Below are 25,421 nucleotides of genomic sequence, written 5' to 3' on the forward strand. Positions count from 1 at the left end.
GGTCAACGATGAAAAGACGAAGCTGTGACAGCGCGCAAGCGCTGGAGATGTGTCAAATGGAGCAGGGCGTGGCTGAAACGCTCGCGTGCTAGAGCACCGCGATGCCTGCGGGTGTTGTCAGGGGTTCGCCTTCAGCACGTAATCGCCGTTGCGTGTTCCCGGTACCAGCAACCATCCTGGTTTCAGACTCAGCGACCACCCTGGACCCTGTAGCGGCGGGTCGGCAGTTGCGGGTGCCTGCACGAACACGGCCTTCCAGTCGCTCTGCATCAACGCTCCGTCGGTGACGTCCAGGCTGCCCCAGGTATCGGTCAGCCGCATCGTTGGATATACCGTTCCACGGCCCGGCAACGGCTGCATCGTGTTGGGATTGAACTGGATGCGCATGCTGCGCAGATCCAACCGCACGACCGGGCCTGTCACGAAGCGCGCATGGTTGTGTTCCAGCTGCGCAAGGCGCTGCCGTTCGCGCAGCGTTTCGGCGTCGCGCAGTGCCTGTCCGCCGTAGCGCGCAGCAGCGGCCCGCAGCTCGGTCGCACCCCGCTGCATCGGGGTCCGGGTCACTTCGGCCAGATGCGTGCCGAGGTCCCGGGCGGGGTGGGCGAGATGGTTGCGCCAGCCGGGGGCCGCCTGGTCCAGCAGCAGGCCATAGGCCGGACCGGTGGCATAGGCGAAAGAGCGGACGAAACTGCGATCGACAACGTGCGCGCGAAGGTCATGCAGCGCCGCCTGGATACGTGTGGAGCGCGTTGGGTTGCCGACGAACACGCCGGTGTACTCGGCCAGGCCCTCGTTCAATTCCAGCGCCGCTTCTTCCTGCGCTGCCGCGGGGAACTGGCGGTGGCGCTCGGCGCGGAATGCGAGTGCGTCGTTCACCGCAGTGTGCTGCGCCATTGCATCGGTGGCCGTGAGCGCATCCGCAAGCGCGCGCCATTCCAGCTGCAGCCAGTAGCGTCCTTCAAGTGTGTCGAGGTGCTCGTTGCCGCCTTCGGTCGGGGCGGTGATGGGCAACGCCGGTTGCAACCGATGGAACATTTCGTGAGCCAGCAGCGTACTGCGCCTGGACACGTCCTGCGGCAATGGCCAGAGCAGTTGCGTCCAGCGTATGCCGGACCATTCCACGGCGGTGTTGGCAACGATCGCATCGGGCGGAAGCTGGCCCACAAACACCTCGCCACGCGCCTTCAACGCGCCGTGTACATCCGCATGCGAGGCGGTGACCTGGCGGCTCTTCGGATCGACCAGCATCAGCGGCCCGCACAGGGATTGCCCCCACAGCTGGCCGCCATCGGCCTGGCACAGGTGCTGTGCCTCGATGAAGATTCCGCGCGCGTCGGCGTCTGCGATCGGTGATTCAGCGGACCATGCCGGTCCTGCTGCACAGGCAACACCGGCAATCAGTGCAGTGCGGAAAATATCCATGGCATCCGTGCGTTGATGGGCGCAGGCAGTCATAGCACTGGACACCGTTGTCCTTCAACGACGGGCAACGAACGCGTTGCCGCTTCGGCGGCCTGGGCCATGGCTACGCCATGCAGGCGCACATCCATACTTTCGCGTACTGATCTCTGTCTTGCAGCTGTCACGAAAAACTGTGCGCCGCGTCAAATTTTGAGGTAGTGTCGATTCTGCTGCCGGGGCGCAGCGGGGTGCAAGGCGTCGGGGACTACGCGCCGCACCCGCAATTGAAGCACCAGACATCACAGCGCCGGCGTTGACGCCGGCGTGCATCTCGGGCTTTCAATGAAAGGGGGTATTCGATGCGCAATGCATGGATCAAACGAAGCAAATGGGTTGCACTGACCCTGGTGGCGGGTGCCGCACTGGCCGCCGCTGCCGTGGGCATACGCAGTACCGGTGCCCAGTCAAAGACCGGCAATCCCTCGGTGGACGCGCGCGCCGGCAATCCGTCCGGGCCTGCGACACGCGGTCCGGGCAGCGGCTTCGCCGAGCTCTCCAACCGCTACATCGTGGTCTACCGCGAGGAGCCGCTGGCCACCTACAAGGGCGACATCCAGGGCCTCGCGGCACCGGAACGCATGCGCCCATCCGCCAGCGCCGCGCGTGCAGCGGCAGCCACCGGCAATGCGCCGACACCGCGCATCTCTGTAAGGGGGGCACGCTCGCAGGACTATGTGCGCTTTCTCGCTGACCGCCAGGTACAGCACGAGGCCCGCATCAATGCAGCATTGGGTCGCAGCGTGAAGGTAGAACGGCGCATGCAGCATGCGATCAACGCATCGGTGCTGCAGATGAATCCGCAGGAAGCGGAGCGCGTGCGCGCACTTCCTGATGTGCAACTGGTTGAAGAGTACAGGGAGTATGAGCAGGACACCGACGTCGGACCGGGGTTGATCGGCGCACCTGCGCTGTGGAACGGCACACCTGCGCCGTTCCGTGGCGAAGGTGTGGTGGTCGGCGTCATCGACTCGGGCATCAACTTCGGCAGCCCGGCCTTCACCGCCCGCGCCGAAGATGGTTACGAGCACGTCAATCCGCTGGGCGCCGGCAACTACCTCGGTACCTGCGCGCCGGGCGGCATCGACGAAGGTCGCTGCAACAGCAAGCTGATCGGCGGCTACGACTTCGTCTGCGGCGCGCCGGGCAACCAGTGTGGCGTTGCGGACGTACGCGAGGAGCCTGGATTTGGTGACACCAACGGTCATGGCAGCCATACCGCTTCCACCGCCGCCGGCAACCCGCACACTGCGTCCTACCGTGGCAACCAGATCCACATTTCCGGTGTTGCGCCGCGCGCCAACATCATCGCCTACGACGCCTGCTACACCGAGGTCTCCACCGGGCGCGGCTTCTGCCCGAATACCTCGACGCTGGCAGCGGTCAACCAGGCCCTCGCCGATGGCGTGGTCGACGTCATCAATTACTCCATTGCCGGTGGCACCGCGCCGTGGGGAGAGGCGGTCTCGCTGGCGTTCCTCAACGCATCCGATGCCGGCATCTACGTGGCCACTTCGGCCGGCAACTCCGGCCCAGGTCCGAACACGATGGGCCATCTGGAACCCTGGACCGGCAGCACTGCGGCGGCCACGCATGGTCGCGGCGACATCGTGCTGTTCGCTGCGGTCAGCGGCCCCGGCAGCGTGCCGCCGGCGCTCACTGCCATCCTGCTGACCGAAGGCTCGGGCGGCGTGCCGTTCGCAACGCCGATTCCTGCAACCACGCCGCTGCGTGTCAGTGCAGGTATCGACAGTGTCAACGATGGGTGCGCGCCGTTCCCGGCCAATACCTTCCAGGGCGCCGTTGCGGTGATCCGCCGTGGCTCGTGCAACTTCAGCGACAAGGTCAACAACGCCGCTGCAGCGGGTGCGATCGCCGTGCTGATCGGCAACAACCAGCCGGCCCCCATCCTGCCCAACGTGGCCGGGGCGACCATTCCCGCCTTCGCCATCGACCAGTCGGACGCCAATGCACTGCGGACCTTTGCGTCGAGCGTTGGCAACAACGCAACCGCCGGCATTGCCTATCCGGCCAGCAAGATCAGCAATACGCCGGATGTGCTGGGCGACTTCAGTTCGCGCGGCCCGGCGGGGATCTTTGATCTGGTCAAGCCGGACGTGACCGCCCCGGGTGTGCGTGTGCTGGCCGTGATCGCAGGCAATGAGGTGACCGGCTCGGAGAACGCCGTCGGCCTGATGGACGGCACCTCGATGGCATCTCCGCATCACGCCGGTGCCGCCGCGCTCCTGCGCCAGGCGCGTCCTGACTGGACCGTGCAGGAGACACGCTCCGCGCTGATGATGACCGCGCGGCAGGAGGTGCTGAAGGAAGATGGCGTCACACCTGCCGACGCATTCGCGATGGGCGCTGGACGCATCCAGGTGGACCAGGCACTGCGCGCAGGGCTGGTGCTCAACGAGACCAAGACCAACTTCCTGGCCGCCAATCCAGCCAATGGCGGTGAAGTGTCGTCGCTCAACATCGCCAGCCTCGGCAAGCGCAGCTGCCCGGACAGCTGCAGCTTCACCCGCGTGTTCCGCAATGTGCTGCCGACCCGGCAGACGTGGACGGCGAAGGTGCAGGGCCTGACCGCGGTTGTCTCGCCATCGGTGTTTACCCTGGCGCCGGGTGAAAGCAAGTCGGTGCGGGTCATCGTCACCACCGGTTCGGTACCGAACGATGGCAGCTGGCGCTTTGCCAGGCTCACCCTCTCACCGCAGGGCGGTGATACCAGCCAGCCGCTGCTGCGCCTGCCGATCGCCGTGTCGGTGCCGCCGCCGCAGATCGCCGCCACGCCGCCGACGAACTCGCTGACCCTGCCGGCCGGTGGCAGTGGAACGGTGAACCTGCAGATCGCCAATACCGGCGGCTCACCGCTGGAATGGCAGATCGACAATTCCGGAGTGGGCACCCGCACGCTGGTAGCGCAGGCGCCAAACAACGCCAATGGCCGTCGCTCGACGCGCTTCACCGATGCGGCGACAGTGGGTGCACGTGCACAGCTTGGTGCCGATGACTTCACTCTGGGCGAGGCCACCGGCATTACCCGCATCGTCGCTGACGGCTTCGTCAACGGTGGCTCGCTGGCAACTTCGACCAACATCAACTGGTCGATCTACCGGGATGTTGGCGGCAATCCGGAGGGCAATCCGGAATCGAGCCCGCAGCTGGCGCTGTGGAGCTACACCTCCACCGTCAGCGGTCCGGGCGTAAGAACGTCGGCCACGCTGGCCACCATCAACCTTGACCTGGCCGCTGCAGGCCAGAACGTGAACCTGCCGGCGGGCCGCTACTGGCTGGTGGTCTCGGTGCGCGCGCCGCTGGCTACCAGCTGGTTCTGGTTCAACGCCACCGGCGGCGACAGCGTGTACCGCAGCGCGATCATCAACCCGGATGGCAGTGGCGCCTGGTCCGCCACCACCGGCGCCCCAGGGCTGGCCTATGGGCTGGGCGGAAGCAATGCGTGCGGTGCCGGCTGGATCGGTACACCGACCCGTGCCCTGGGCCGCATCTCCGCAGGCGGCAGCCAGAGCACGCAGGTGCAGATCAATGCCAGCGGCCTCGCGCCGGGCAGCTATTCGGGCTTCGTCTGTGTCGGCAGCAATGACCCGAGCACGCCGAAGACTGCTGTCCGTGTCGCCTTGACCGTAACGCCGTAAGGCGCCTGCAGCATCCCGGCCGCCCCTGTGCAGGGGCGGCCGGTTTCCCACCGTTTCCGGCGCTTGCCGGGAACCCTTCCTGATGGACCTCGGGGGTACCGTGAAGACGATGCACAAGCACATCCTTGCCGTGGCACTGGCCATGGCAACCGCACCGGCGTGGGCCGGTGATACCTGCCAGCTGGACGATGGCTTCGGCGGCGTGTCCAACGGTGGCGCCAGCGCCGGTGGTGCCGCCTCGCTGGCGTGCGGCAGTGGTGCCGATGCCAGCGGTGATCTATCGGCGGCCGTCGGAACCGGCGCCAGTGCCAGCGGCACCGGCAGTACGGCGATCGGCGCAGCCAGCAGCGCCTCTGGCGACCAGAGCGCCGCCGTGGGCGTGGGTGCTTCCGCCTCCGGCGCCAACAGTGCGGCGATCGGCGACAGCGCCACCGCCAGTGGTGACTTCAGCAGTGCCAGTGGCTCGGGCAGCTCCGCAACGGGCTCGTTCTCCACCGCGTCAGGCGCTGGCAGCAACGCCACAGGCGAAAACAGCACCGCGCTCGGCAGCTTGTCCGAAGCCAGTGGCAACAACAGCAGTGCCGTGGGCAATGGTGCCATCGCTTCTGCAAACGACAGCGTTGCACTGGGCAATGGCTCCGTCGCCGACCGTGCCAACTCGGTATCGGTAGGCAGCGCCGGCAACGAACGCCAGTTGACCAACGTGGCCGCCGCCACGCAGGGCACCGATGCGGTGAACCTCAATCAGATGAATACCGCCAACGCCAATACGCTGACTTCGGCCAACAGCTATGCCGATGCGCGGGCCACGGCGACCATCAACTCCGTCAACGCCTACACCGACGCGAGCAGCGCCGCGGCAGTGACGACCTCAAAGGCCTATACCGATGCCAGCAGCGCAACCACGCTCTCCTCGGCCAACTCCTATACCGATACGAAGTCCGCGCAGGCGGTGACGACGGCCAATGCCTACACCGACCAGCGCCTGGCGCAGTTCGCGCTGGACAACAACGGGCTGAAGCAGGAGATGGAACGCCGCCTGCGTCATCAGGACCAGCGGATCGATCGCATGGGCGCGATGAGCTCGGCGATGTTGAACATGGCCATCAACGCCGCCGGCTCACAGAGCCCGCGCGGTCGCATTGCGGTGGGTGCCGGCTTCCAGGGCGGCGAGCAGGCGCTGTCGATCGGATACGGTAAACGGATCGGCGAGCGTGCTTCCTTCTCGCTGGGTGGTGCCTTCAGCAATGGCGAGAGGTCTGCCGGCATGGGCTTCGGCGTAGACCTGTAGCGCAATGCAGGGCAGGGGGCGTGCAGCGCCCCCTGTTCAGCCAACAAGCGCTGCGAACGTGCAGCAAACGTCATGCTGCGTCGCAAGGTGCCACCCACCATTCGCACTGGTACGGTCCAACCCGTTGCACCACCACCGACGGGGAGAGACGACGATGCGCATGGTATTGCTGCTGTTGATCCTGCTGACCGGCCTGGCGCCCACTGCCTGGGCCGCGACGGTCAAGACCACCCATCGCACCATTGCCGGCTGGGATGGAACGCCTCTCGGGGCCTTCGTCATCGAACCGCAGGATGCGGGCGGCGGGCGCTATCCGCTGCTGGTGATGCCCAGCAGCTGGGCGGTGCCCAGCGTGGAGTACGTGGGGGTGGCGCAGTCGCTGGCACAGCGCGGCTATGTGGTGATCAGCTACAGCTCGCGTGGCTTCTGGGAATCCGGCGGCAGCATCGACATCGCCGGGCCCTCCACGGTGGAGGATGTCAGCGCGCTGATCGACTGGGCGCTGGACAACACCCGCGCTGACCCGGACCGGATCGGCGTTTCGGGCATCTCCTACGGTGCGGGCACCAGCCTGCTGGCGGCGGCACGCGATCCGCGCATCAAGGCCGTGGCCGCGCTCAGTGGCTGGGCCGATCTGCAGGCCTCGCTGTACAGCAACGACACCCCGAGCGCGCAGGGCATCGCACTGCTGGTTGCGGCCGGCCTGGTGACCGGACGCCCTGGCGCGGAGCTGGCCACGATCAACCGCAATGTTCTGGCCGGCAACTACCAGGGCGCGGTGGATTCGCTGTTGCCGGTGGCGGCGCAGCGCAGTCCCGCGGCCAGCATCGACGAGATCAACGCCAACCAGCCGGCGGTGTTCCTGGCCAACGCCTTCAACGACAGCCTGTTCCCGCCGGGCCAGCTGGTTGATTTCTTCAACCGGCTGAAAGGCCCGAAGCAGCTGCAGCTGCGCCACGGTGACCACGCGCTTAACGAAGCGCTCGGTGCACTGGGCATTCCCAACGAAGTCTATGACCAGGTGGGTGACTGGTTCGATCACTATCTGAAGGCAGTGGCCAACGGCATCGACCGCCAGCCGGCGGTGCAGCTGAAGTCACAGAAGGGCAGCTGGAGCAGTTACCCGGACTGGCAGGCGACCAGCAAGGGTGCGGTCAGCTACGGCCTGACCGCACCCTCTGGTTTGCTGCTGCCGACCGGCGGCCTGGCCGAGCACGGTGGCGGCACCGGCTGGAACTACCGCATCGGCAGCGGTTTGCTGACTGCGGCCAATTCCGGCGTGGCGATGGCCTCTGGCGCGCTGCAGATGATCAACCTGCCGCCGGGTGCCTACGTACCGTTTGTTGGCCGCAGTGCCGCCGGTGTCTGGCAGGGCCCGATCCAGTGGAGCGCCAAACGCCTGGACGGTGCGCCGGAAGTGCGCCTGACGGTCACGCCCAGCCGTGCCAACACCACGCTGTACGCCTACCTGTACGCCGAGGATGTGCTGGGCAATGGTCAGTTGATCAGCCACAAGCCGTACACCTTGCGCGGTGCCACGCCGGGCCAGGCGAAAACGCTCGACCTTCGGCTGGAAGCGAGCAGCTGGAACCTTCCAGCCGGCAGCCGCCTGACCCTGGTGGTCGATACCGTGGACCTGCGCTATGCGGGCATCAGCCAGCTGGGTGGGGCGGTGACCTTCAGCTCGCCAGCCAATGCGCCGTCGGTGCTGAAAGTGCCGCTGCATTGATGTGTGGCCGCGCCCGTTGCGGCGGGCGCGGTACACCGGGCTGGAAAACTGCGAGACTCGTGCTTGTTCCGGCAAACGGATGAATCCATGGTCATTGCATGGCTGCTGCTCGGTACGGTGCTCGCGGCACCCACCGCGAAAGGTGCGCCGATCGATTGGCCGGACACGCTGTTGAAGGATCTGGACGCTGCCGACGCCGCCCTGCGTGGCAGTCATCCGGGCGCGGTGGATCTGCGGAATCCCGGGTTCGGCGCGCAGCTCGACGAGGCCCAGGCGCTTGCACGCTCGCGCGCGAATCGGGTCACCAACTATCAGGGCTACTGGTGGGCGATGAAGGGCTATGCGGCGTTCTTCAACGATGGGCATGTCAGCCTCAACGCGCTTGCCGGCGCTCCCGATGTTCCAACGCAATGGCCCGGGTTCCTGACCGGCTTCGACGGCGATGCGCAGTTGGTCATGACCGTGGACGGTGGTCCGGGCCATCCGCCGCTGGGGGCTCGATTGCTTTCCTGTGATGGCATCGATGCGCAGACGTTGGCCGCACGGCGGGTGGGTGACTTCAGCGGGCGCTGGAACCTGCTGGCCAGCCGCATCCATGGTGGTGGCGAAGTGCTGCTGGATCAGGGCAATCCGTTCGTGCCCACGCTGCGCACCTGCGTTTTCCAGGTGGATGGACACGAGAAATCCTACGCACTGCAGTGGCAGCCACTGCAGGCGGCACAGCGCAAGGAGCGTCTGGCCGATACCCGGCGCAGCTTCCGCCCGGCCAACGGCTGGCACATCATGCCCGATGGCGGCTACTGGATCACCACCAGCAGCTTCAATGCCGATCCCACGGAGCAGAACTTCAAGGAACTGACCGCTCTGCTTGAGCAGCTTGCTCCGAAAGCCGAAGCCCTGCAGCAGGCACCGTCGGTGGTGCTGGACGTGCGTGGCAACAGCGGCGGGGCTTCGCAATGGAGCATCGAACTGGCGCGATTGATCTGGGGCCGGGCCGCCGTGGACGTGCTGCCCGATCCCAGCTGGGTGGAGTGGCGGACCTCCGAGGCCAACATCGCCCAGTTGCGCAGCTTCCTGCAGAAGCTGGTGCAGGCGCCCGACGCGTCGCCAGAGCTGCGTCGCATGCTGGAGTCGGTGACGGCGGGCATGGCACAGGCACGCGGCCGGGGTGAGGCATTGTGGCGCGAGCCATCCGAGGCCAGCGCAGATACAGCACCAACCTCAGGCCCGGCCGCACCGCTGCGCAAGGGCAGGGTGGTGATCGTGGCCGATGCAGCCTGTGGTTCAGCCTGCCTGGATGCGCTGGACCTGTGGAAGCGGTTGGGCGCGGTGCAGGTGGGCGTCGAGACATCGGCCGACAGTCTCTACATGGACGTGCGGCCAGAGCGGCTGCCAAGCGGGCTGGCCAGGATTTCGGTGCCGATGAAGGTGTTCCGGGGGCGGGTGCGTGGTTCGAACGAACCGCACGTGCCCGATCATCGCTATACCGGCGACATGCGGGACACCGCAGCACTTGAGGCGTGGATCTCCGGACGATGATCCCGTCCTGGTGGCGTACCGGTGAAGCAGTTCCGGCGCATTAAACCTTTTCACAGGCAGTTGCATCCAACCTGCAATGAGCCGGGCAACCGCTGCTGCAGCTCTACTGACCGAAGGAGCTCTCGGATGTGCGAACTGCCTCGTACTGCGCTTCCATGCGCGATGTTGATCATGCTGGTGCCTTTCGCAGCAGGTGCTGCGGTCACCGAAGTTCCCTTCGAGCTGGGCAAGGATCACCGGATCTACGTGGAGGGTACGATCAACGGCTCGCGACCGCTGCGCTTTCTCGTCGATACAGGCGCGTCGGCCATGGCCGTTGCCAGGCACATCCAGCAGGACGCGAAGCTGGTCATTGACGACCAGAGTGAGAACACCGGTTCCGATGGCGTCACGCTTCTCGACTACAGCACGCACAACGCCGTGCGGATCGGCGGCGTGCAGCGACCGATGGGGGCCGTGGTGATCGACTACACGGGGCGCCCCTTCGATGCGGTACTGGGCTGGACCTTCTTCCAGGGCAAGGTGCTGGAGATCGACTACGACCGCAGCTTGCTGCGTCTGCATGACGAGGTTCCCGACCTTGCCGGGTATGTCCGGGCCAACGTGCGCTGGATTGACAATATTCCGGCCATCCAGGTCACGCTCGGCAACGGCAGCAGCACTTTCACACCCTGGCTTACCCTGGACACCGGCAGCAACGGCAACATCGACCTGTCCTATGCCTTCGGCAGCGCCCACCGCCTGCAGGAAGTGTTTCCGGAACGACTTGGAACATCACAGTTCAGCGGCAGCGCGGGCCGGAAGATCCGCGCGGTGGACGTGCGCGTGCCCGTGGCCAGCATCTCGACCCTGCAACTGAAGGGGCCGAAAACCTCGATCACCGTCGATGACGATGGCTCCACGGACGACGGGACGCTTGGCAGCGAAGTCCTGCAGCAGTTCAACATCCTGCTGGATGCCCGTTCCGGCAGCATCTATCTGCGTCCCAACCGTCGCTTCGTCGCCACCCCGGCGGGGTGACCGCGCGCGCTCGGCATTCAGCGCTGGACATCCGCACCTCCATTGCCCAGCAGGGCCAGCACCTGCGCCTCAGCTACCGGGCTGAAGTCGCCGGGAATGGCGTGCTTCAACGCGCCCGCAGCCAGTCCGAAGCGCACGGTGCTTTCTGCGTCGAGCCCGGACAGCAATCCGTGCAGGATGCCGGCGGCAAAGGCATCGCCGCCCCCGATGCGATCAACGATACCGGGCAGCGGGCGCGGTGGTGCCTGCGCCCGCGAGCCGTCGCGGCCGAGCAGCAGCGCGCCCAGGATGTGATGGTCAGCGCTCACCACATCGCGCTGAGTGCACGCCAACCACTGCAGATGCGGGAATGCGGCAAAGGCGGCGGCCGCAGCGGCTTCGGTTCGGGCGACGGCATCGTCCTGCGGAAAGTGCAGCCCCAGCACCAGTTCGATGTCCCGATGATCGGCAAAGACAATGTCGGCCTCGGCGAAGACTTCGCGCAGGATCGCCCCGGCGTCGCCGCCCCAACGTCGCCACAGTGAGGGACGGTAATTGCCGTCGAAGGACACCTGGACGCGCGCCGCGCGTGCCGCACGCACGGCCCCCAGCACGGACCCGGCCACGTTGTCGCCCAGCGCCGGGCTGATGCCGGAGACATGCAGCAGCTGCGCGCCGGAGAGTAGAGCGGGCCACGCATGATCCTCGGCGCTGCTGTTTGCGAATGCAGACCCCGCCCGGTCATACACCACTTCACTGGCGCGGTGCACCGCGCCGGGCGCCAGGAAGTACAGGCCCATGCGGTCGCGATCCACTTCGCGCACGCCGGCCACGCCTACGCCATGCCGCCGCAGCTCCGCCACGGCATGCCGGCCCAGCGCGTTGCCGGGTACCGTGCTGACCATCTGCACATCGTGGCCCAGGCAGGCCAGCGAGACCGCAACGTTGGCCTCGGCGCCTCCTACATGGACCTGCAGCTGCGGCGTCTGCAGCAGCAGTTCACGACCGGGCGCGCCCAGGCGCAGCAGCAACTCACCGAAACAAACGACGCGGCTCATCGGTTCTCTCTCACTCGGGGGTGGTGCAGCCCAGCATGCGCAGATCGATGGCATCGGCCATGCGGCGGTAGCCCTCGTCGTTGGGATGCAGATGGTCGCGGGTGATGTCATTGGGCAACGATTCGGCTGCCTTCGGGTCACGTAGCGCGGCATCGAAATCGATGATGCCATCGAAGCCGCTGTTGCCGCCGCGTGCCCACTGGTTGATCGTGGTGCGGGTGGCTGCGGACACGGGCTCGTAGCGCTCGGAACCACCGAATGGGGTCAACGTACCCAGCCAGGCGCGGATGCCGTGCGCATGCAGCCGCGCCGCAACCTGCTGATAGCCCAGCAGCATGTCCGCCGCATTGCGCCCGGGCAGCGGCTGCGCACCCCCTCCGTGGCGGATGTCGTTGATGCCTTCGAACAGGATCACCTGATCGGCATCGGCCACCGCGATCACGTCGCGATCCAATCGTGACAGGGCGCTGTGGCTGCGGCCATGGTCAAGCAGCTTGTTGCCGCTGATGCCCTGGTTGAGCACCACGAACCGGTTCGGGCAGGCCTGCTGCAGCCGCTGCGCCAATCGCTCCGGCCACTGGTTGAATGTTCCGCGACGGGCGGTGGCGCCTTCCGTGATGGAGTCACCCAGCGCCACGATCACCTGGGGGCGATCCGCGCGCCGCACCATCACTGCCGAGAACACGTTCTGCCGGTAGCCCACGCGCACGCTGTCGGCAACGGCTGTCTGCCTGCCGTCCGCTACCCGAAGCTCGGTGCGGCGCACGGCGGGGCGGGTGGGCTGCGGGAAATACGCACTCACGCTGATTTCCTGCAGCGCCACCAAGGGCATCGGCACCGGGTCGCTCAGCAGCGCGGCGCCCACCGGCACCTCGATGACCGCGCGCCCATCCACCGTTACCGGCAGTGGTGCAACCTTGCCGTTCTTCAAGCCTACGCGCAGGTCTTCGACCCGCAAGGGCGACGTGCCGAGCTCGTTGCTGATGCGCAGCCGCAGCGCATCACCACGGCTGCCGATACGCATGTCCTGGCGCACGGTCTGCGCCGCGAACTGTACGGGTGCCTCGGCGGTGCCATCCTTGCGGTCCGGCGCCGGCGAGGCGGTCCAGGCAGTGACCCAGACCGGTGCAGCCTGGGTGGCGGGGGCGGCCACGGCAGCGCCGAAGGCCAGCGAAAGCAGGGTGATCCAGCGCTGCATGGCAGGTATCCGCTCAGGTCAGGAGAAGTAGGTGCCGCCGTTGACGTCCAGATTCGCACCGGTAATGAACGCCGCCGCATCGGAGGCCAGGAATACAGCGGCGTCAGCGGCTTCGTCCGGCGCACCCTGGCGGCGCAGCGGGGTGGCGCCGGCAACCGCTGTGCGCACTTCCGGCTTGGTGAATTCGTCGTGGAAGCGGGTGGCGATCATGCCGCAGCACAGCGCGTTCACCCGGATACCCTTCGGCCCCAGTTCCTTGGCCATGGCACGGGTGAAGGTCATCACCGCCGCCTTGGCGGTGGCGTAGATCGATGCGCCCGGGCCGCCACCATCACGCCCTGCCTGCGAAGCGAAGTTGACGATGGCCGCGCCTTCGCGCATGTGCGGAACCACCGCGTGCGTGGTCAGGTAGGTCGAGGTCAGGTTCAGGTCCATCACGGTGTGGAAGAACGCCGGGTCGATCTCGGCCAGCGGCCGACGCTGCACCATGCCACCGGCCACGTTCACCAGCAGGTCAATGCGCTCGCCGAACGCGGCCTGTGCCGAAGCGACCAGGCCGGCCACGGCAGCGGCATCGGTGACGTCGGCGCGATGCACGATGGCCTGGCCACCGGCCGCCTGGATCTGCGCCAGCGTTTCCTGGGCACTGGCTTCATCGTTGGCGTAGTTGATGCAGACACGTGCACCGGCGGCAGCCAGCTTGATCGAGACGGCGCGACCGATATCGCGGCCGCCGCCGGTGACAATGGCCACCTTGTCCTGGAACGACATGCGGAAAACTCCTTGGTTTGCGGGGGAATGAAAGAGAACTGCAGGCTCAATCGCCGCGACGGTCGAGCTTCTGGATAGGTCCGGTCCACCACCACAGCGCGGCCAGCGACAGCGGCACCAGCGCGGCAACGAGGATGAAGATCGGGGCATAGGAATGGCGGGTCAGCACCGGCACCAGCCAGGTGGTGATCAAGGTGCCAGCCACGGCGGCCAGGCCACCCAGGCCCGCCAGCGTGCCCACCGAGCGGCCGTCGAACAGGTCGCCCGGCAGGGTCTGGATGTTGCCGATGGCCACCTGGAAACCGAACAGCACCGCGGCGATGGCCAGCACGGCAAGCAATGGCTGGTTGGCGAGCACCGCGCCCAGCAGGGCAGGGGCCATGATCACGCAGCCCAGCGTGATGGCCAGCTTGCGGGCGCGGTCCACGCTGTGCCCGGCGCGGATCATCCGCCCGGACAGCCAGCCACCACTGAGGCTGCCCAGCATGGCACCGACAAACGGCACCCAGGCGAACAGGCCGATCTGCTTGATGTCGAAGCCGAAGGTTTCAGCGAGATAGATCGGCAGCCAGGACACGAACAGCCACCAGATCGGGTCCAGCAGGAAGCGGCAGGCGAGCATGCCCCAGCTTTGCCGGTGGGCCAGCAGTTCGCGAACGCTGGCCTTCGGCGCCGCCTCTGCCTGTTGCCCGGCCTGGTCTTCCTGGATGAGCCGCCGCTCGGCATCGCTCACCCACGGGTGCTTGTCCGGGCCGGCGCGGTAGACGAACAGCCACGGCAGCAGCCACAGGAAGCCGATGGCACCGACCAGCACGAAGGTGCCGCGCCAGCCCAGCCACAGGTACAGGCCGGCGATGGCCGGTGCGGACACGATCGCGCCGATCGACGCGCCGGCATTGAACACGCCCTGCGCCAGTGCGCGTTCGCGTGCCGGGAACCACTCGGCGTTGGCCTTCACCGCGCCCGGCCAGGCGCCGGCCTCGCTGATGCCGAGCATCGCCCGCACCAGGCTGAAGGACAGCATCGAATGGGTGATCGAGTGCAGGGCAATGGAGATCGACCACACGCTGATCGACAGGGCGAAACCCAGGCGCGTACCGATCATGTCGAACAGACGGCCGAACAGGAACTGGCCGGCCGCGTAGAACAGCATGAACACCGTCACCAGCAGCGCGTAGTCATCCTTTGTCGCGCCCACTTCCTTGGCGATTTCCGGCCACATCACCGCCAGTGCGTTGCGGTCAATGTAGTTGATCACCGTGGCCACAGCGATCAGGCCGACGATCAGCCAGCGTACGGCCGAACGTACCGGGACCTTGCGCAGCTGATCCACCACAGCAGGGCCGTTCATTTCGCGTCACCCTTGCTGCGGTCCATGCGCGCGTGGCTGCCGCTCCACCGGTAGGCGTGACCATCGACGGTCACGCTGTGCTCGCCCTTCGCGCTGCTGTCATCGGCCACGCCGAGGGCGATGCGTGCGCCGCTGGCCAGGCGCAGCTCGATCACCTCGGCATCGCTGCCGCGGGTACGCACAATCTCCTTGATGCGGCTGTCGGCGCCATGCACGTACTCGGCGGTGCCGTTGTACTCACCATGCGGCTCCAGCACGCTGAAGAAGGTCACCTCCTTCTGGCCTTCCACGCGCTGCAGCAGGGCTGGTTCGCGGCGCAGGTTGAATTCCGGATCGTTCGCACCGCTTTCCACCAGCAGCGCCTGTGCCGGCGCACTGCTGCCGAAGCGGTAAGTGTAGAAGCGCCCATCCAGCAGCCAGGCCAGCGAACGCGGCTCGCTGCCGGGTTTGCTGCGTGCATCCAGCCACAGGTGCTGGTAGCCGTTGTCCTTGCCCAGCACCGGGCGCTGGGCGGGGAAGTGTTCGGCCTCGAAGCCGGTGGTGACGATGTGGCCGTTGAAGTGCAGCGGCAGGTCGTAGCGCGCGGCCTTGTCACCGTGCACCTGCAGCAGGTCGAGCACCACCGGCAGGCCCAGGTCAGGGTGGCGCAGCAGCGCCTGGGTGCGGGTAAACACCACGCCGGGATAGGCATCGCGCATCGTTGCCGAGGCAATCTGGGTATCGGCATCGGCCTGGAAGAAGCGCACCTGCGGGGCATGCTCCTCACCCCGCTTCCAGTCGCCCTTGAAGTGGCTCTGTTCGTCCACCACCAGGGTGTTGTGGGCCACGGTCTGCTTGGCCCAACTGCGGTTCTCGGCCAGGTAGATGCCCCCACGCTTGGCTTCCACATTGAGGAAGCGGGCGGCACCGTAGTCGGTCACCACCGGATTGCCGTTGTCGTAGAACAGCCAGTTGAGCTTGTCGAAGTGGCCGTGTCCCATGCCCTGCATGGTGTCCTTCTGCACCAGCGCCTGGCCGCGTTCGCCGTTCATGCGCAGGATCGCCAGGCCGCCGCGGTCGCCGTCGGGGCCATCGCGCAGCAACATTGGGCGGTAATCGAAGGGCTTGGCCTTGTTGGCGGCCAGTGCCTGCGCCACCTGCAGGCCTTCGGGTGACAACAGCAGGCGTTTCTGCTGCCGGGCCACCGACAACAGACGGTCATCACCGGTGCGCGCATAGGCGATGCCGATGCCGGCCACCAGCTCTTCGGTGTCGATGCCCTTGTCCAGGATCGCATCGTTGATCGGGAAGAACAGGCCGTCGTAGCTGGTCTGCACGAGCACATCCACGGCCTTCAACAGCACGCCGTCACGGCGCGCGAAGATCTTCCGCTGCGGCTCGTTGCGCTCGATGGCGTTGGCGAACAGCAGGAACGGCGCCAACGCATAGCGCTGGTAGTAGGGGCCTTCCTCGTAGTAGCCATCGGGCGAGAACAGCAGGTCAATCTGCCGCAGGAAGCCGAACGTGTCGTCCTTCTGGCTGCCGCGCAGGGATTTCTCCACCAGTTCCGGGTCATGCAACACATAGCCGGTCATGCCGGTGGCGGCCACCGCCCAGGTAGCGTGGTTGTGGATCTGGTCGTAGTTCTTCGGTTCGCTCGCCAGGAACTCCGCCATTGGCCGGAACACTTTCGATTCGATGGTGTCGCGGTCCTCGGCGGACAGCGCATCACGGATCGCGTCATAGCCCTGGATGGCGTTGACCAGCCACACCGAATCGTTGAGCACCTGCCAGAACACGCGGCCGGGAATCTGGCCGCGACCCTCCGGGTGCGGGCCCAGCGTCGGGTAGAGCTTGGCGTACTGCAGCAGCATGTCGCGCGAGTACGCGACATAGGCCTTGTCGCCGGTCAGCCGGTACAGGGTGCCTGCCGCCAGCAGCGCCTGGTAATTGCGCTTGTGCTGTTCATGCGTGCGCCCGCCGCCTTTGTCCCTGGGCACCGGCACGTCGATACCGGCCTTCATCATCTTCTTCAGCGTTGCCTCGGTGCGCGCCTGCTCCTTGGCGAACCACGGGTAGCGGCTGCCTTCACTGGCCATCTGCTGCCACTGTGCGGCGGTGACCAGCACAGGTGCCGCATCGAACTGTCGCGCGACGGTGGCCGGGGCCGCCAGCAGCGGGGCGGCCGGCATCAAGGCAACGGGACAGGCCAAGGCCAGGGAGACGAACAGCGGCTGCAACCTCATCGATCAACTCCATTGCGGGTGCGTGACGGGGCAACTTCGCCCACCTTGGGATACCAGGCGACGCCAGTCGCCTCGCGCGCGGTCATCGCCAGGGCAGGATCGGCGCCCACGGCGGGCAGGGCAGGCGTGGGCACCCATAGTCCGCTGGCAGCCCGCTGCAGGATGACGCCACGGCCCTCTACGCCTCCCGGGAACACGGTGCTGGCTGTCGGCGACTGCACGTTGCCGCTGAAGGCGATGCCAGCCAGCGAACTGGCGGCATTGGGCGGGTTCCTGCTGCTGCGGTTGACGATCAGGTTGGCGCTGAAGCGACTGTCGCTGGCGGCGACCACGATGCCCTTGGCCTCATCGTGGCCCACGCCGAAACTGATCTTCGCCACGTCCACGAAGGTATTGCGGCTGATGGTGGCATTCACCACCGGCGCATAACCGGACAGCGGCGGACTGGCGTGCGCATCCATCACCGCCAGTGCCGAACGGTTGCTGGACCCGGCCAGCCGTTCGAAGTAGTTGTTGCTGACGATCTGGTCGGCGTTGATGATGCGCACGCCACCGGTGCCGGCCTTGTCGTCACCCAGGAAGACGTTGTCAATTACGCGGTTGCTGTTGCCATGGCGCAGGGTCAATGCGCCGGCCGAACGGTAGAACACGTTGCCGCGGTAGGTGTTGCCGCCGGACTTGTTGCTGATGATCTCGGTCTCGCCGTCGCAGCCTTCGAACCAGTTGTTCTCCACCGTGCTGTTGGAATCGCTCAGTGAGCTATCGCTGGTGCCGACGCGGATCGTTTCGCCACCGTTGACGCCCAGTGCCGGGCGGGGCCCGAACCAGTTGTGGTCGATACGGTGCTGGTTATCCAGGCCCTGGGTGGCATCGCGCACCACCACCACGGTCGGCCCGGCGTTGGTCTTGCCGCGCAGCTGGCTGTGGTCGAGACGGTTGTGGCTGCCATAGAAGGAAACCCAGTAGTCCTGGTCACTGGCATCGGGGTTGGTGTAGTCGTCGATCACCAGGCCGGTGACGCGACTGTTGCTGGCGACGGCCTTGCTCGACTCGCGGAACGCCACCACCGCATCACCCGGCGTATAGCCGTTGCGGAACACCAGATTGGACACCTGCAGGTGGCTCCCCGCCAAGCGCAGGTCCGAGCGTCCGGTGAGGACGACCTTGCCGGCGGTCTGCGCGCGCAGCACGATCGGCGCGGCTGCCGTGCCCTGGCCCTTCAGCAGCAGCCGGGCATCGGTCCAGGTGCCGTCAGCCAGCACGACTTCATCGCCAGGCTGCAGCGCCGAAGCGGCGGTAGCGAACTCGGCGACATCATGGACGAGCCAGCTGGCTGCACTTGCGGCTGAAGTGGTCAGGCACATTGCCAGGCCACTGGCCAGGCAAAAAAGCCATGAATTATTGGATCGGTGACACGCCAGCGGGTGAGTGCGCATGAAATCCTTCCAGGGACGGCCGGACCGTCGTTTCAGGGTGGGCCTGCATACCACTTTCGGGACTGTTGTAAGCCAGCTTTCGCGCAAAGTCATGCTGCATGAGCACATTAAATTGCGGTCAACTGGTATGGATAAAAGGCATTTGAACAATCGCATACCAATTGGTTGACATTTTCATGTCGCCGTGTCGAAGCTGCGTCCCACGCCTGGCATGCAGGCGATCCTTTGGGAGGAGGAAACCATGCGGCGACCCGCCGGAGCAGTGCACAGCATCTCGTTGTCCCCCACACCCCTGATCGTGGCGTTGCTCGCCGTGCTGGCGGGCCTGCCCACGGCCCAGGCGCAATCCAGCAGGGACGCGGCAGGGCAGGATCCCACCACGCTGGACCAGGTGCAGGTCACGGGCATCCGCGAATCGATGCAGAGTTCCATCAACAAGAAGCGCGACGACACCGTCATCGCCGACGTGCTGTCGGCCGATGACATCGGCGACCTGCCCGCGCCCTCGCTGGCCGATGCGATCGAGACCCTGACCGGTGCCGCCTCGACACGGGACAAGACCGGTGCATCGGAGATCTCGATCCGTGGCCTCGGCGCTTTCCTCAGCAGTACCAACTTCAATGGCCGCGAAATCACCAACGGCAGCGGCGACCGCTCGGTGAACTTCAACATGTTCCCCGCCGAGCTGATCAACACGGTGGCCATCTACAAGACCCAGCGCGCCGACATCATCGAAGGCGGCGTGGCTGGCACCATCGGCCTGGAAACAGTGCGCCCACTGGAGTACGGCAAGCGCTCGGCGCAGATCGATCTGCGTGGCAGCTGGGCCGAGTATGACAGGAAGTACCGCGACGACGACGGCATCGGCTACCGTGGCACCGCCAGCTACATCGACCAGTTCGAGTTCGGTAATGGTCAGAAGCTGGGCATCTCGCTGGGCTTCCAGCGCCTGGACGGTACCGATCCGGAAGAGAGCATCACCAGCGGTTCCACCTGGTATGCCTGCGATGGCACGCAGAACGTGGGTAATGCCAACTGCAACGAAGTGTCCGCGCAGGCCATCGCCAACGGCGCGCCGTACTACCTGGTGCCAAGCAGCCGCATCTACCGCCTCAAGCAGGAGCGCAACGACCGGCAGAGCGAGTTCGCCGCACTGCAGTGGCGGCCCAATGACGTGGTCGAAGTGAACCTCGACTTCGAACACACCGAGCGCAACTGGTACGAGAACCGCAGCGATCTGAGCCTGTCCAACGCTCGCCGCGGCATCACCCGGCGCGACGTGGACGCAGAGGGCATCGTGCGCCACCTGCATGGCAGCACTTCGATCGACTCCACTTCCAACCGCTACTGGCGTGGCGAGGAATACACCGGGGGTGGCCTGAACCTGATCCTGCGACCGACCCCGGCCTGGGAACTGTCCACCGATCTTTCGTACTCGCACACCAATCGCCTCGACAGCGAGCGCATGACCCGCCTGCGCGCCAACCAGCGCGACGTCAACAATGCCATCGTGCCGGGCATCAGCAGCGGTGCCACCGGCTACGTGGACTATGACTGGGACTGGCACGGCGAAGTGCCCAGTGTTGCCCTGGCGCCGAACTTCGACCCCAACAACTGGGACGCCTACACCGGCGCGGCGCGCGTCACCTCGAGCGCAACGGAGAACGACCACAGGATCAAGGCCGGCCGCTTCGATGCCAGCTTCATGCCCGAGTCCGGTTTCTTCACCCGCATCAAGGGCGGCGTGCGCGCCAGCCAGGCTGACTATCGCCTGCGCGACAACACCCTGGTAACCGACTACGACCAGCGCGTGGCGGCCGACAAGGCGAAGATCATCGCCGCCAACCAGGCCTGCCGCGCGCCGTTCCCGCAGGATGACTTCATGGATGCCGCCAGCGGCAACACGATCTCCTCGTGGGCGTACTTCGATCCGAACTGCCTGTACCAGTCGTTCCGTGGCAGCCTCGACAGTGGGTTGGATGCGGGTTTTCAGGATCCGAACAATGTCGATATCACCGAGAAGACGCGCGCCCTCTATCTGATGGGGGAGTTCAGCAGCAGCCTGTTCGGCTTGCCGGTGACCGGCAACCTCGGCCTGCGCTGGGTCAAGACCGATGTGCGTTCTGAGGGCGTGCGTACCGGGCTGCGTATCCAGGACAACGGTGACGGCACGATCCGCCTGCAACCCACCGGCGAGTACACCACGCAGGTGTTCAAGGCGGGCAACGACAAGCTGCTGCCCAGCCTCAACGCGGCCTTCGAACTGCGCCCGGACGTGTTGCTGCGGGTCGGTGCATACCGCGCGATGTCACGGCCGGACATCGCTGCGCTGGGCGCCGGACGCACCATCAACGTGAGCAGCGATGCCACCTACGGCAATCTGGCCGACGCGCTGGATGACATCAGCGCCAGCGGCAACCCCGCCGCGCAGCCGCTGATGTCCTGGAACGGCGACCTTTCCCTGGAGTGGTACCCGAACCCGGACACGATGCTGGCCGGCGCGGTGTACTGGAAGCAGTTCAACGGCGGCACCGCCACGGCGCTGGTGCCGGAGACCTACACCATCGACGGCCGGAGCGTGACCGTGCCGGTGCGCCAGCAGGTAACCACCGACGAGGACAGCACGCTGACCGGCTTCGAGCTGACCGCCACCCATCGACTGTCGTACCTGCCCAAGCCGTTCGACGGGCTGGGCTTCAAGGTCAGTTACAACTACGCCGATGCCGACTACCGGACCCAGGACTCACGACTGGGCGAGCAGCTGGCCAGTGATGGCACGATCATTCCGGCGATCGTGCCGCCGGCGGGCCTCAGCGGCTTCTCGCGGCACGTCCTGTCCGGCTCGATCTACTGGGACGTCGGGCGCTTCAACATCCAGGCCATCGGCAAGTTCCGCTCGCACTACTACCAGGACTTCACCGGCAACACCGCGCAGCAGAACCGCTACTACGATGACAACACCAGCGTGGACCTGCGCCTGCGCTACCGGGTGAACAAGCAGTTGTCGCTGTCGCTGGAGATGATGAACCTGACCAACGAGCCCCGCGTGGCCTACCAGCCGCTTTATGGGAACTTCCGCGAAGTGGTGACCTACGGGCGGCGTGCGTATTTCGGTGTACGATACAAGTTCTGAACAGGGCGGCGTGGCCAGTGGTCGCGCCGTCGCTCCAACCGGACCCTTGCCGGCCGCGGTGGCAGGGCAGGGACCCGGAAGGAATCGCCAAGGGTCAGCCGCATGTCCGCCAACCGCCTTTACCAGACCATCGCTGCCAAGCTCCGCAAGCTGATCGAGGACGGCGAATTTCCGCCAGGCTCGCGGCTGCCGGGCGAGCGTGAACTGGCCGAACGGTTCGGTGTCAGCCGGGTCACCATCCGCGAAGCCGAGATTGCACTGGAAGCACAGGGCTGGATTGCGATCCGCATCGGATCGGGCGTGCATGTGAAGCCGCGCCCGACGCAGGCGTCCGGCGGGCTGCCGGATGTCAGCGCCTTCGACCTCACCGCTGCCCGCGCGGTATTCGAGGCCGAGGCCGCCGCTCTGGCGGCAAGCAATCTGGACGATGCCGGCATCGCCGAACTGCAGGTGCTGGCCGAAGCGCTGTGCCGTCGCGACCTGAGCGACGCGGAAGCAGGCGAGTACGATCGCCGTTTCCATCTGACCATTGCCCGCCTGTCAGGCAATCCGGTGGTGGAGTACTTCGTGCAGCAGATCTGGCGCATGCGCAGCGAACTGCCGCGGGTGACCGAGGTCTATTCGCGGGTCTGCCATGATGATGGCGCCAGCCGTGCCGACGAACACATGGCCATCTTCGAAGCACTGCGCGCACGCGATCCGTTGGCCGCGCGCAATGCCATGCGCCATCATTTCCAGCGCCTGTTCGAAGCCATGCTGCAGGCGACCGAAAGCCAGGCGCTGGAGGAGATCCGCCGCCGCACGCAGCAGGACCGCGAACGGTTCATGGCTACGACGCGGATCTGAGTGCCGCGTTCAACACAATCGGCGCTCCGGTGGTCGAGCGGGGCGTGGAAGCTGATCAAGTACAGCTTTGATGCATGCCAGGGCCCCGCCAGCATCGGCGCGAAGGGGGCCGATAAGGCGATCGCTGCAAAGGGACCCTGCATCGACTGAGGGTGACCTGTGCTGGCAGGACAGCACCGAGTCTGCTGCAGGACAGTGGTGCCCCGGGAGATCATGGTCCCGGGGCGCAACTTCATACCTTGCCGTGCGAACATTGACCTCGGCGATCAGGCGGAGATCACCCACGGCCCGAGTCAGTCGCTGGGTCATGCAACCCACGCAGCTTCTTCTTGTTGATCTTACCCACGCTGGTGCGCTCGATCGCATCCACGAAATTGACCCGCTCCGGAATCGCATAGCGTGAGATATCCCCGGCGCGGCTGCGTGCTGCGATCAGCTCGATGATCTCCGCTTCGGCCACATGGCTTCCCGGCTTCCTGACCACCAGCGGCAATGGCCGCTCACCCCATTTCGTATCGGCGATACCGATCACCGCGACCTCGCTGACCGCCGGGTGCAGCGCGATGATGTCTTCCAGCGCGAGCGAGGAGATCCATTCGCCACCGGTCTTGATCACGTCCTTGATGCGATCGGTGACACGCAGGTAGCCACCTTCGTCGATGTTGCCGATGTCTCCGGTGTGCAGGTAACCGCCCGCCCACAGCGTTGCCGAAGCCTCGGGATCGTGCATGTAGCCCTGGGTCAGCCAAGGTGCACGCGCCACCACTTCGCCGGTGGCGACGCCATCGTGGACGACATCACCCATGTCCGGGTCGACGATGCGCAGGTCCACCAGCGGCACCGGTATGCCGGCCTTGGTGCGCAGTGACAGCACCTCATCGGCATCGGTCACGCTGTCCACGTCGATCTGGGCGATGGTGAGCAGTGGACAGGTCTCGGACATGCCATAGCCGCCGAAGATGTCGATGCCCCGTGCCAGTGCACGCTGTGCCAGGGCACGGGGCAGGGCGGCACCGCCGATGATCACCTTCCAGCCCTCCAGGTCGGTCTGCGCCGCGTCCGGGTGCTCCAGCAGCATGTGCAGGATGGTTGGCACGCAGTGCGAGAAGGTCACCTTTTCGCGGGCGATCAACGCCAGCAGCTTCGCAGGCAGGTAGCGCCCCGGATAGACCTGCCTGATGCCCATCGCGGTAGCCACGTAGGGCAGGCCCCACGCGTGCACATGGAACATCGGAGTGATGGGCATGTAGACATCGTCACGATGCAGTCGACCCTGGCGGGGTGCGCCGCCGAGCGCGGCCATCGCCGCCAGCGAATGCAGCACCAGCTGCCGGTGGCTGAAATAGACCCCCTTGGGCAACCCGGTGGTTCCAGTGGTGTAGAACACCGTGGCACGGGCATTCTCGTCGAAGTCCGGGAAGCGGACGACCGGCGTGGCACCGCGCAACCCCGCTTCGTACTCGGTGGCGAAGCCTGGCGGCAGCGGGCCACTGGCATCGTCCAGCAGGATGCGCGTGCGCAGGTCCGGCAGCTGCTCGTCGATGGCGTCCAGCAGCGGCAGGAACTCGCGATTGGCCAGGATCACCCGCGCGCCGCTGTGGTTCAGCGTGTACGCGATCTGCTCGGGGGCCAGGCGCACGTTCACCATCATCAGCACCGCACCGATCATCGGCACCGCGAAGTAGGCCTCCAGATAGCGGTTGCTGTCCCAGTCCATCACCGCCACCGTGTCGCCGTGGCTGACGCCCATCGAGGTCAACAGGCCGGCCAGCTGGCCGATGCGTGCCTGCAGGGTGCGGTAATCGAATCGGACCTGGTCGCCGTAGACGATTTCCTGTCCAGGACTCACCGCCAGCGGCATCAGCAGCAGCTGCTTGATCAGCAGTGGATAGGCATGGACATCGGGAGCGGGGGCGGATGACATGGCATTTCCTCGTGGGCGGCGTTGCGGTCGCCGGCCTTCTCCGCACCACACTAGCAAGCCCTTCCTGCGGTACCAGCGTACCTAGGTACCTGTTCCCGCGCGCACCCGATTTGATAATCTCGCCGGGACATGCCAACCCTGCTCATCGCCGATGATCACCCCTTGTTCCGCGCGGCACTGCATCGCGCAGCGGAAGAGGCGGCTGCCGATCTGCAGATCAGCGAGGCGGATTCACTGGACAGCGTGCTGGAGGCGATCGAGAACAAGTCGATCGACCTGATGCTGCTGGACCTGCACATGCCGGGCAACCACGGGTTGGCCGGGCTGGCCACGATCCGAGCGCTGCAGCCGGGCCTGGCGATCATCATCGTCTCCGCCAACGAGGAGCCGCAGGTGATCCGGCGCGCTATCGACCTCGGCGCCGCGGGCTACCTGCCCAAGAGCTCGGGTTTGAACGAGCTGCAGTCCGCGCTGCAGTCCGTGCTGGAGGGCGAACGCTGGATCCCGGCGCTGCTGCGCGAACCGGTGGCCCGGGTAGCGCCGTTCAGCAGGGATGCCGACCTGGCCGCACGCCTGGCCAGCCTGTCCGCACATCAATACAAAGTGCTGGGGCTGGTGGCCGAAGGCCTGCTCAACAAGCAGATCGCCGACCGGCTGGGCGTGCAGCTGCGCACGGTCAAGGCGCACATGACACGCATCATGGAGCGCCTGGGCGTACGCAACCGCGCGCAGGCCATCCGCGTGCTGCACGAAATGGGATTGGCCGATCCATCCCGGCAGATCGAAGAGCTGCCCGAGCCCTGA

General features: G+C 66.1%; 16 protein-coding genes. 8 read left to right on the top strand and 8 right to left on the bottom strand.

What is annotated here, in order from left to right; translation table 11 throughout:
* Nucleotides 1–117 precede the first annotated feature (117 nt).
* A complete protein-coding gene (locus tag R1H25_RS03740; RefSeq protein ID WP_317222759.1) occupies nucleotides 118–1,422 on the bottom strand; it encodes a hypothetical protein in 1,305 nt (434 codons plus the stop codon).
* 338 nt (nucleotides 1,423–1,760) lie between these two features.
* Between R1H25_RS03740 and R1H25_RS03745 the strand changes: the two genes are divergently transcribed.
* The 5 genes from R1H25_RS03745 (at nucleotide 1,761) to R1H25_RS03765 (ending at nucleotide 10,696) form a co-directional block, all read left to right on the top strand.
* The gene (locus tag R1H25_RS03745; protein ID WP_317222760.1) at nucleotides 1,761–5,117 is read left to right on the top strand and encodes a S8 family serine peptidase; all 3,357 of its coding nucleotides are present in this window, start codon (nucleotides 1,761–1,763) and stop codon (nucleotides 5,115–5,117) included.
* A gap of 109 nt (nucleotides 5,118–5,226) precedes the next feature.
* Nucleotides 5,227–6,408: a YadA-like family protein gene (locus R1H25_RS03750; RefSeq protein WP_227199427.1), complete on the top strand. Its 1,182-nt coding sequence runs from the start codon at nucleotides 5,227–5,229 to the stop codon at nucleotides 6,406–6,408.
* A gap of 154 nt (nucleotides 6,409–6,562) precedes the next feature.
* Nucleotides 6,563–8,137, top strand: coding sequence for an alpha/beta fold hydrolase (locus tag R1H25_RS03755; protein WP_317222761.1), 1,575 nt, complete (start codon nucleotides 6,563–6,565; stop codon nucleotides 8,135–8,137).
* A gap of 87 nt (nucleotides 8,138–8,224) precedes the next feature.
* Nucleotides 8,225–9,676, top strand: a complete 1,452-nt coding sequence (locus R1H25_RS03760; RefSeq protein ID WP_317222762.1) for a hypothetical protein — start codon at nucleotides 8,225–8,227, stop codon at nucleotides 9,674–9,676.
* A 162-nt stretch (nucleotides 9,677–9,838) separates the two neighbouring features.
* Nucleotides 9,839–10,696, top strand: coding sequence for a retropepsin-like aspartic protease (locus tag R1H25_RS03765; protein ID WP_317222763.1), 858 nt, complete (start codon nucleotides 9,839–9,841; stop codon nucleotides 10,694–10,696).
* A 17-nt stretch (nucleotides 10,697–10,713) separates the two neighbouring features.
* On the opposite strand, the gene R1H25_RS03770 is transcribed toward R1H25_RS03765, so the two are convergent.
* The 6 genes from R1H25_RS03770 to R1H25_RS03795 are packed head-to-tail and all read right to left on the bottom strand — an operon-like array spanning nucleotide 10,714 to nucleotide 18,714.
* Nucleotides 10,714–11,733 carry a sugar kinase gene (locus tag R1H25_RS03770; RefSeq protein ID WP_317222764.1) on the bottom strand — a complete coding sequence of 340 codons (1,020 nt, stop codon included), beginning with the start codon at nucleotides 11,731–11,733 and terminating at the stop codon, nucleotides 10,714–10,716.
* Between the two features lie 10 nt (nucleotides 11,734–11,743).
* Nucleotides 11,744–12,931, bottom strand: coding sequence for a GDSL-type esterase/lipase family protein (locus R1H25_RS03775; protein ID WP_317222765.1), 1,188 nt, complete (start codon nucleotides 12,929–12,931; stop codon nucleotides 11,744–11,746).
* Nucleotides 12,932–12,949: 18 nt separating this feature from the next.
* A complete protein-coding gene (locus R1H25_RS03780) occupies nucleotides 12,950–13,702 on the bottom strand; it encodes an SDR family NAD(P)-dependent oxidoreductase (RefSeq protein ID WP_057501696.1) in 753 nt (250 codons plus the stop codon).
* Between the two features lie 46 nt (nucleotides 13,703–13,748).
* The gene (locus R1H25_RS03785; RefSeq protein ID WP_088479256.1) at nucleotides 13,749–15,053 is read right to left on the bottom strand and encodes an MFS transporter; all 1,305 of its coding nucleotides are present in this window, start codon (nucleotides 15,051–15,053) and stop codon (nucleotides 13,749–13,751) included.
* The gene (locus R1H25_RS03790; protein ID WP_107379652.1) at nucleotides 15,050–17,278 is read right to left on the bottom strand and encodes an oligoalginate lyase; all 2,229 of its coding nucleotides are present in this window, start codon (nucleotides 17,276–17,278) and stop codon (nucleotides 15,050–15,052) included. The genes R1H25_RS03785 and R1H25_RS03790 overlap by 4 nt, the downstream gene beginning before the upstream one ends.
* Nucleotides 17,275–18,714 (bottom strand): polysaccharide lyase 6 family protein, encoded by a 1,440-nt coding sequence (locus R1H25_RS03795; RefSeq protein ID WP_317222766.1) that lies wholly within the window; start codon nucleotides 18,712–18,714, stop codon nucleotides 17,275–17,277. The genes R1H25_RS03790 and R1H25_RS03795 overlap by 4 nt, the downstream gene beginning before the upstream one ends.
* Nucleotides 18,715–18,955: 241 nt before the next feature.
* Here R1H25_RS03795 and R1H25_RS03800 point away from each other — a divergent pair, with 241 nt between their 5' ends.
* Together R1H25_RS03800 and R1H25_RS03805 are read left to right on the top strand one after the other, a co-directional pair.
* Nucleotides 18,956–21,847, top strand: a complete 2,892-nt coding sequence (locus R1H25_RS03800) for a TonB-dependent receptor (protein WP_317222767.1) — start codon at nucleotides 18,956–18,958, stop codon at nucleotides 21,845–21,847.
* Nucleotides 21,848–21,949: 102 nt separating this feature from the next.
* Nucleotides 21,950–22,693, top strand: coding sequence for a FadR/GntR family transcriptional regulator (locus R1H25_RS03805; RefSeq protein WP_317222768.1), 744 nt, complete (start codon nucleotides 21,950–21,952; stop codon nucleotides 22,691–22,693).
* A gap of 277 nt (nucleotides 22,694–22,970) precedes the next feature.
* Here R1H25_RS03805 and R1H25_RS03810 read toward each other — a convergent pair whose 3' ends face one another.
* Nucleotides 22,971–24,617: a fatty acid--CoA ligase gene (locus tag R1H25_RS03810; RefSeq protein WP_317222769.1), complete on the bottom strand. Its 1,647-nt coding sequence runs from the start codon at nucleotides 24,615–24,617 to the stop codon at nucleotides 22,971–22,973.
* A 129-nt stretch (nucleotides 24,618–24,746) separates the two neighbouring features.
* Between R1H25_RS03810 and R1H25_RS03815 the strand changes: the two genes are divergently transcribed.
* The gene (locus R1H25_RS03815) at nucleotides 24,747–25,421 is read left to right on the top strand and encodes a response regulator transcription factor (protein WP_317222770.1); all 675 of its coding nucleotides are present in this window, start codon (nucleotides 24,747–24,749) and stop codon (nucleotides 25,419–25,421) included.

It is taken from the genome of Stenotrophomonas veracruzanensis, assembly GCF_032911525.1.
GTDB classification, from domain to species: domain Bacteria; phylum Pseudomonadota; class Gammaproteobacteria; order Xanthomonadales; family Xanthomonadaceae; genus Stenotrophomonas; species Stenotrophomonas africana.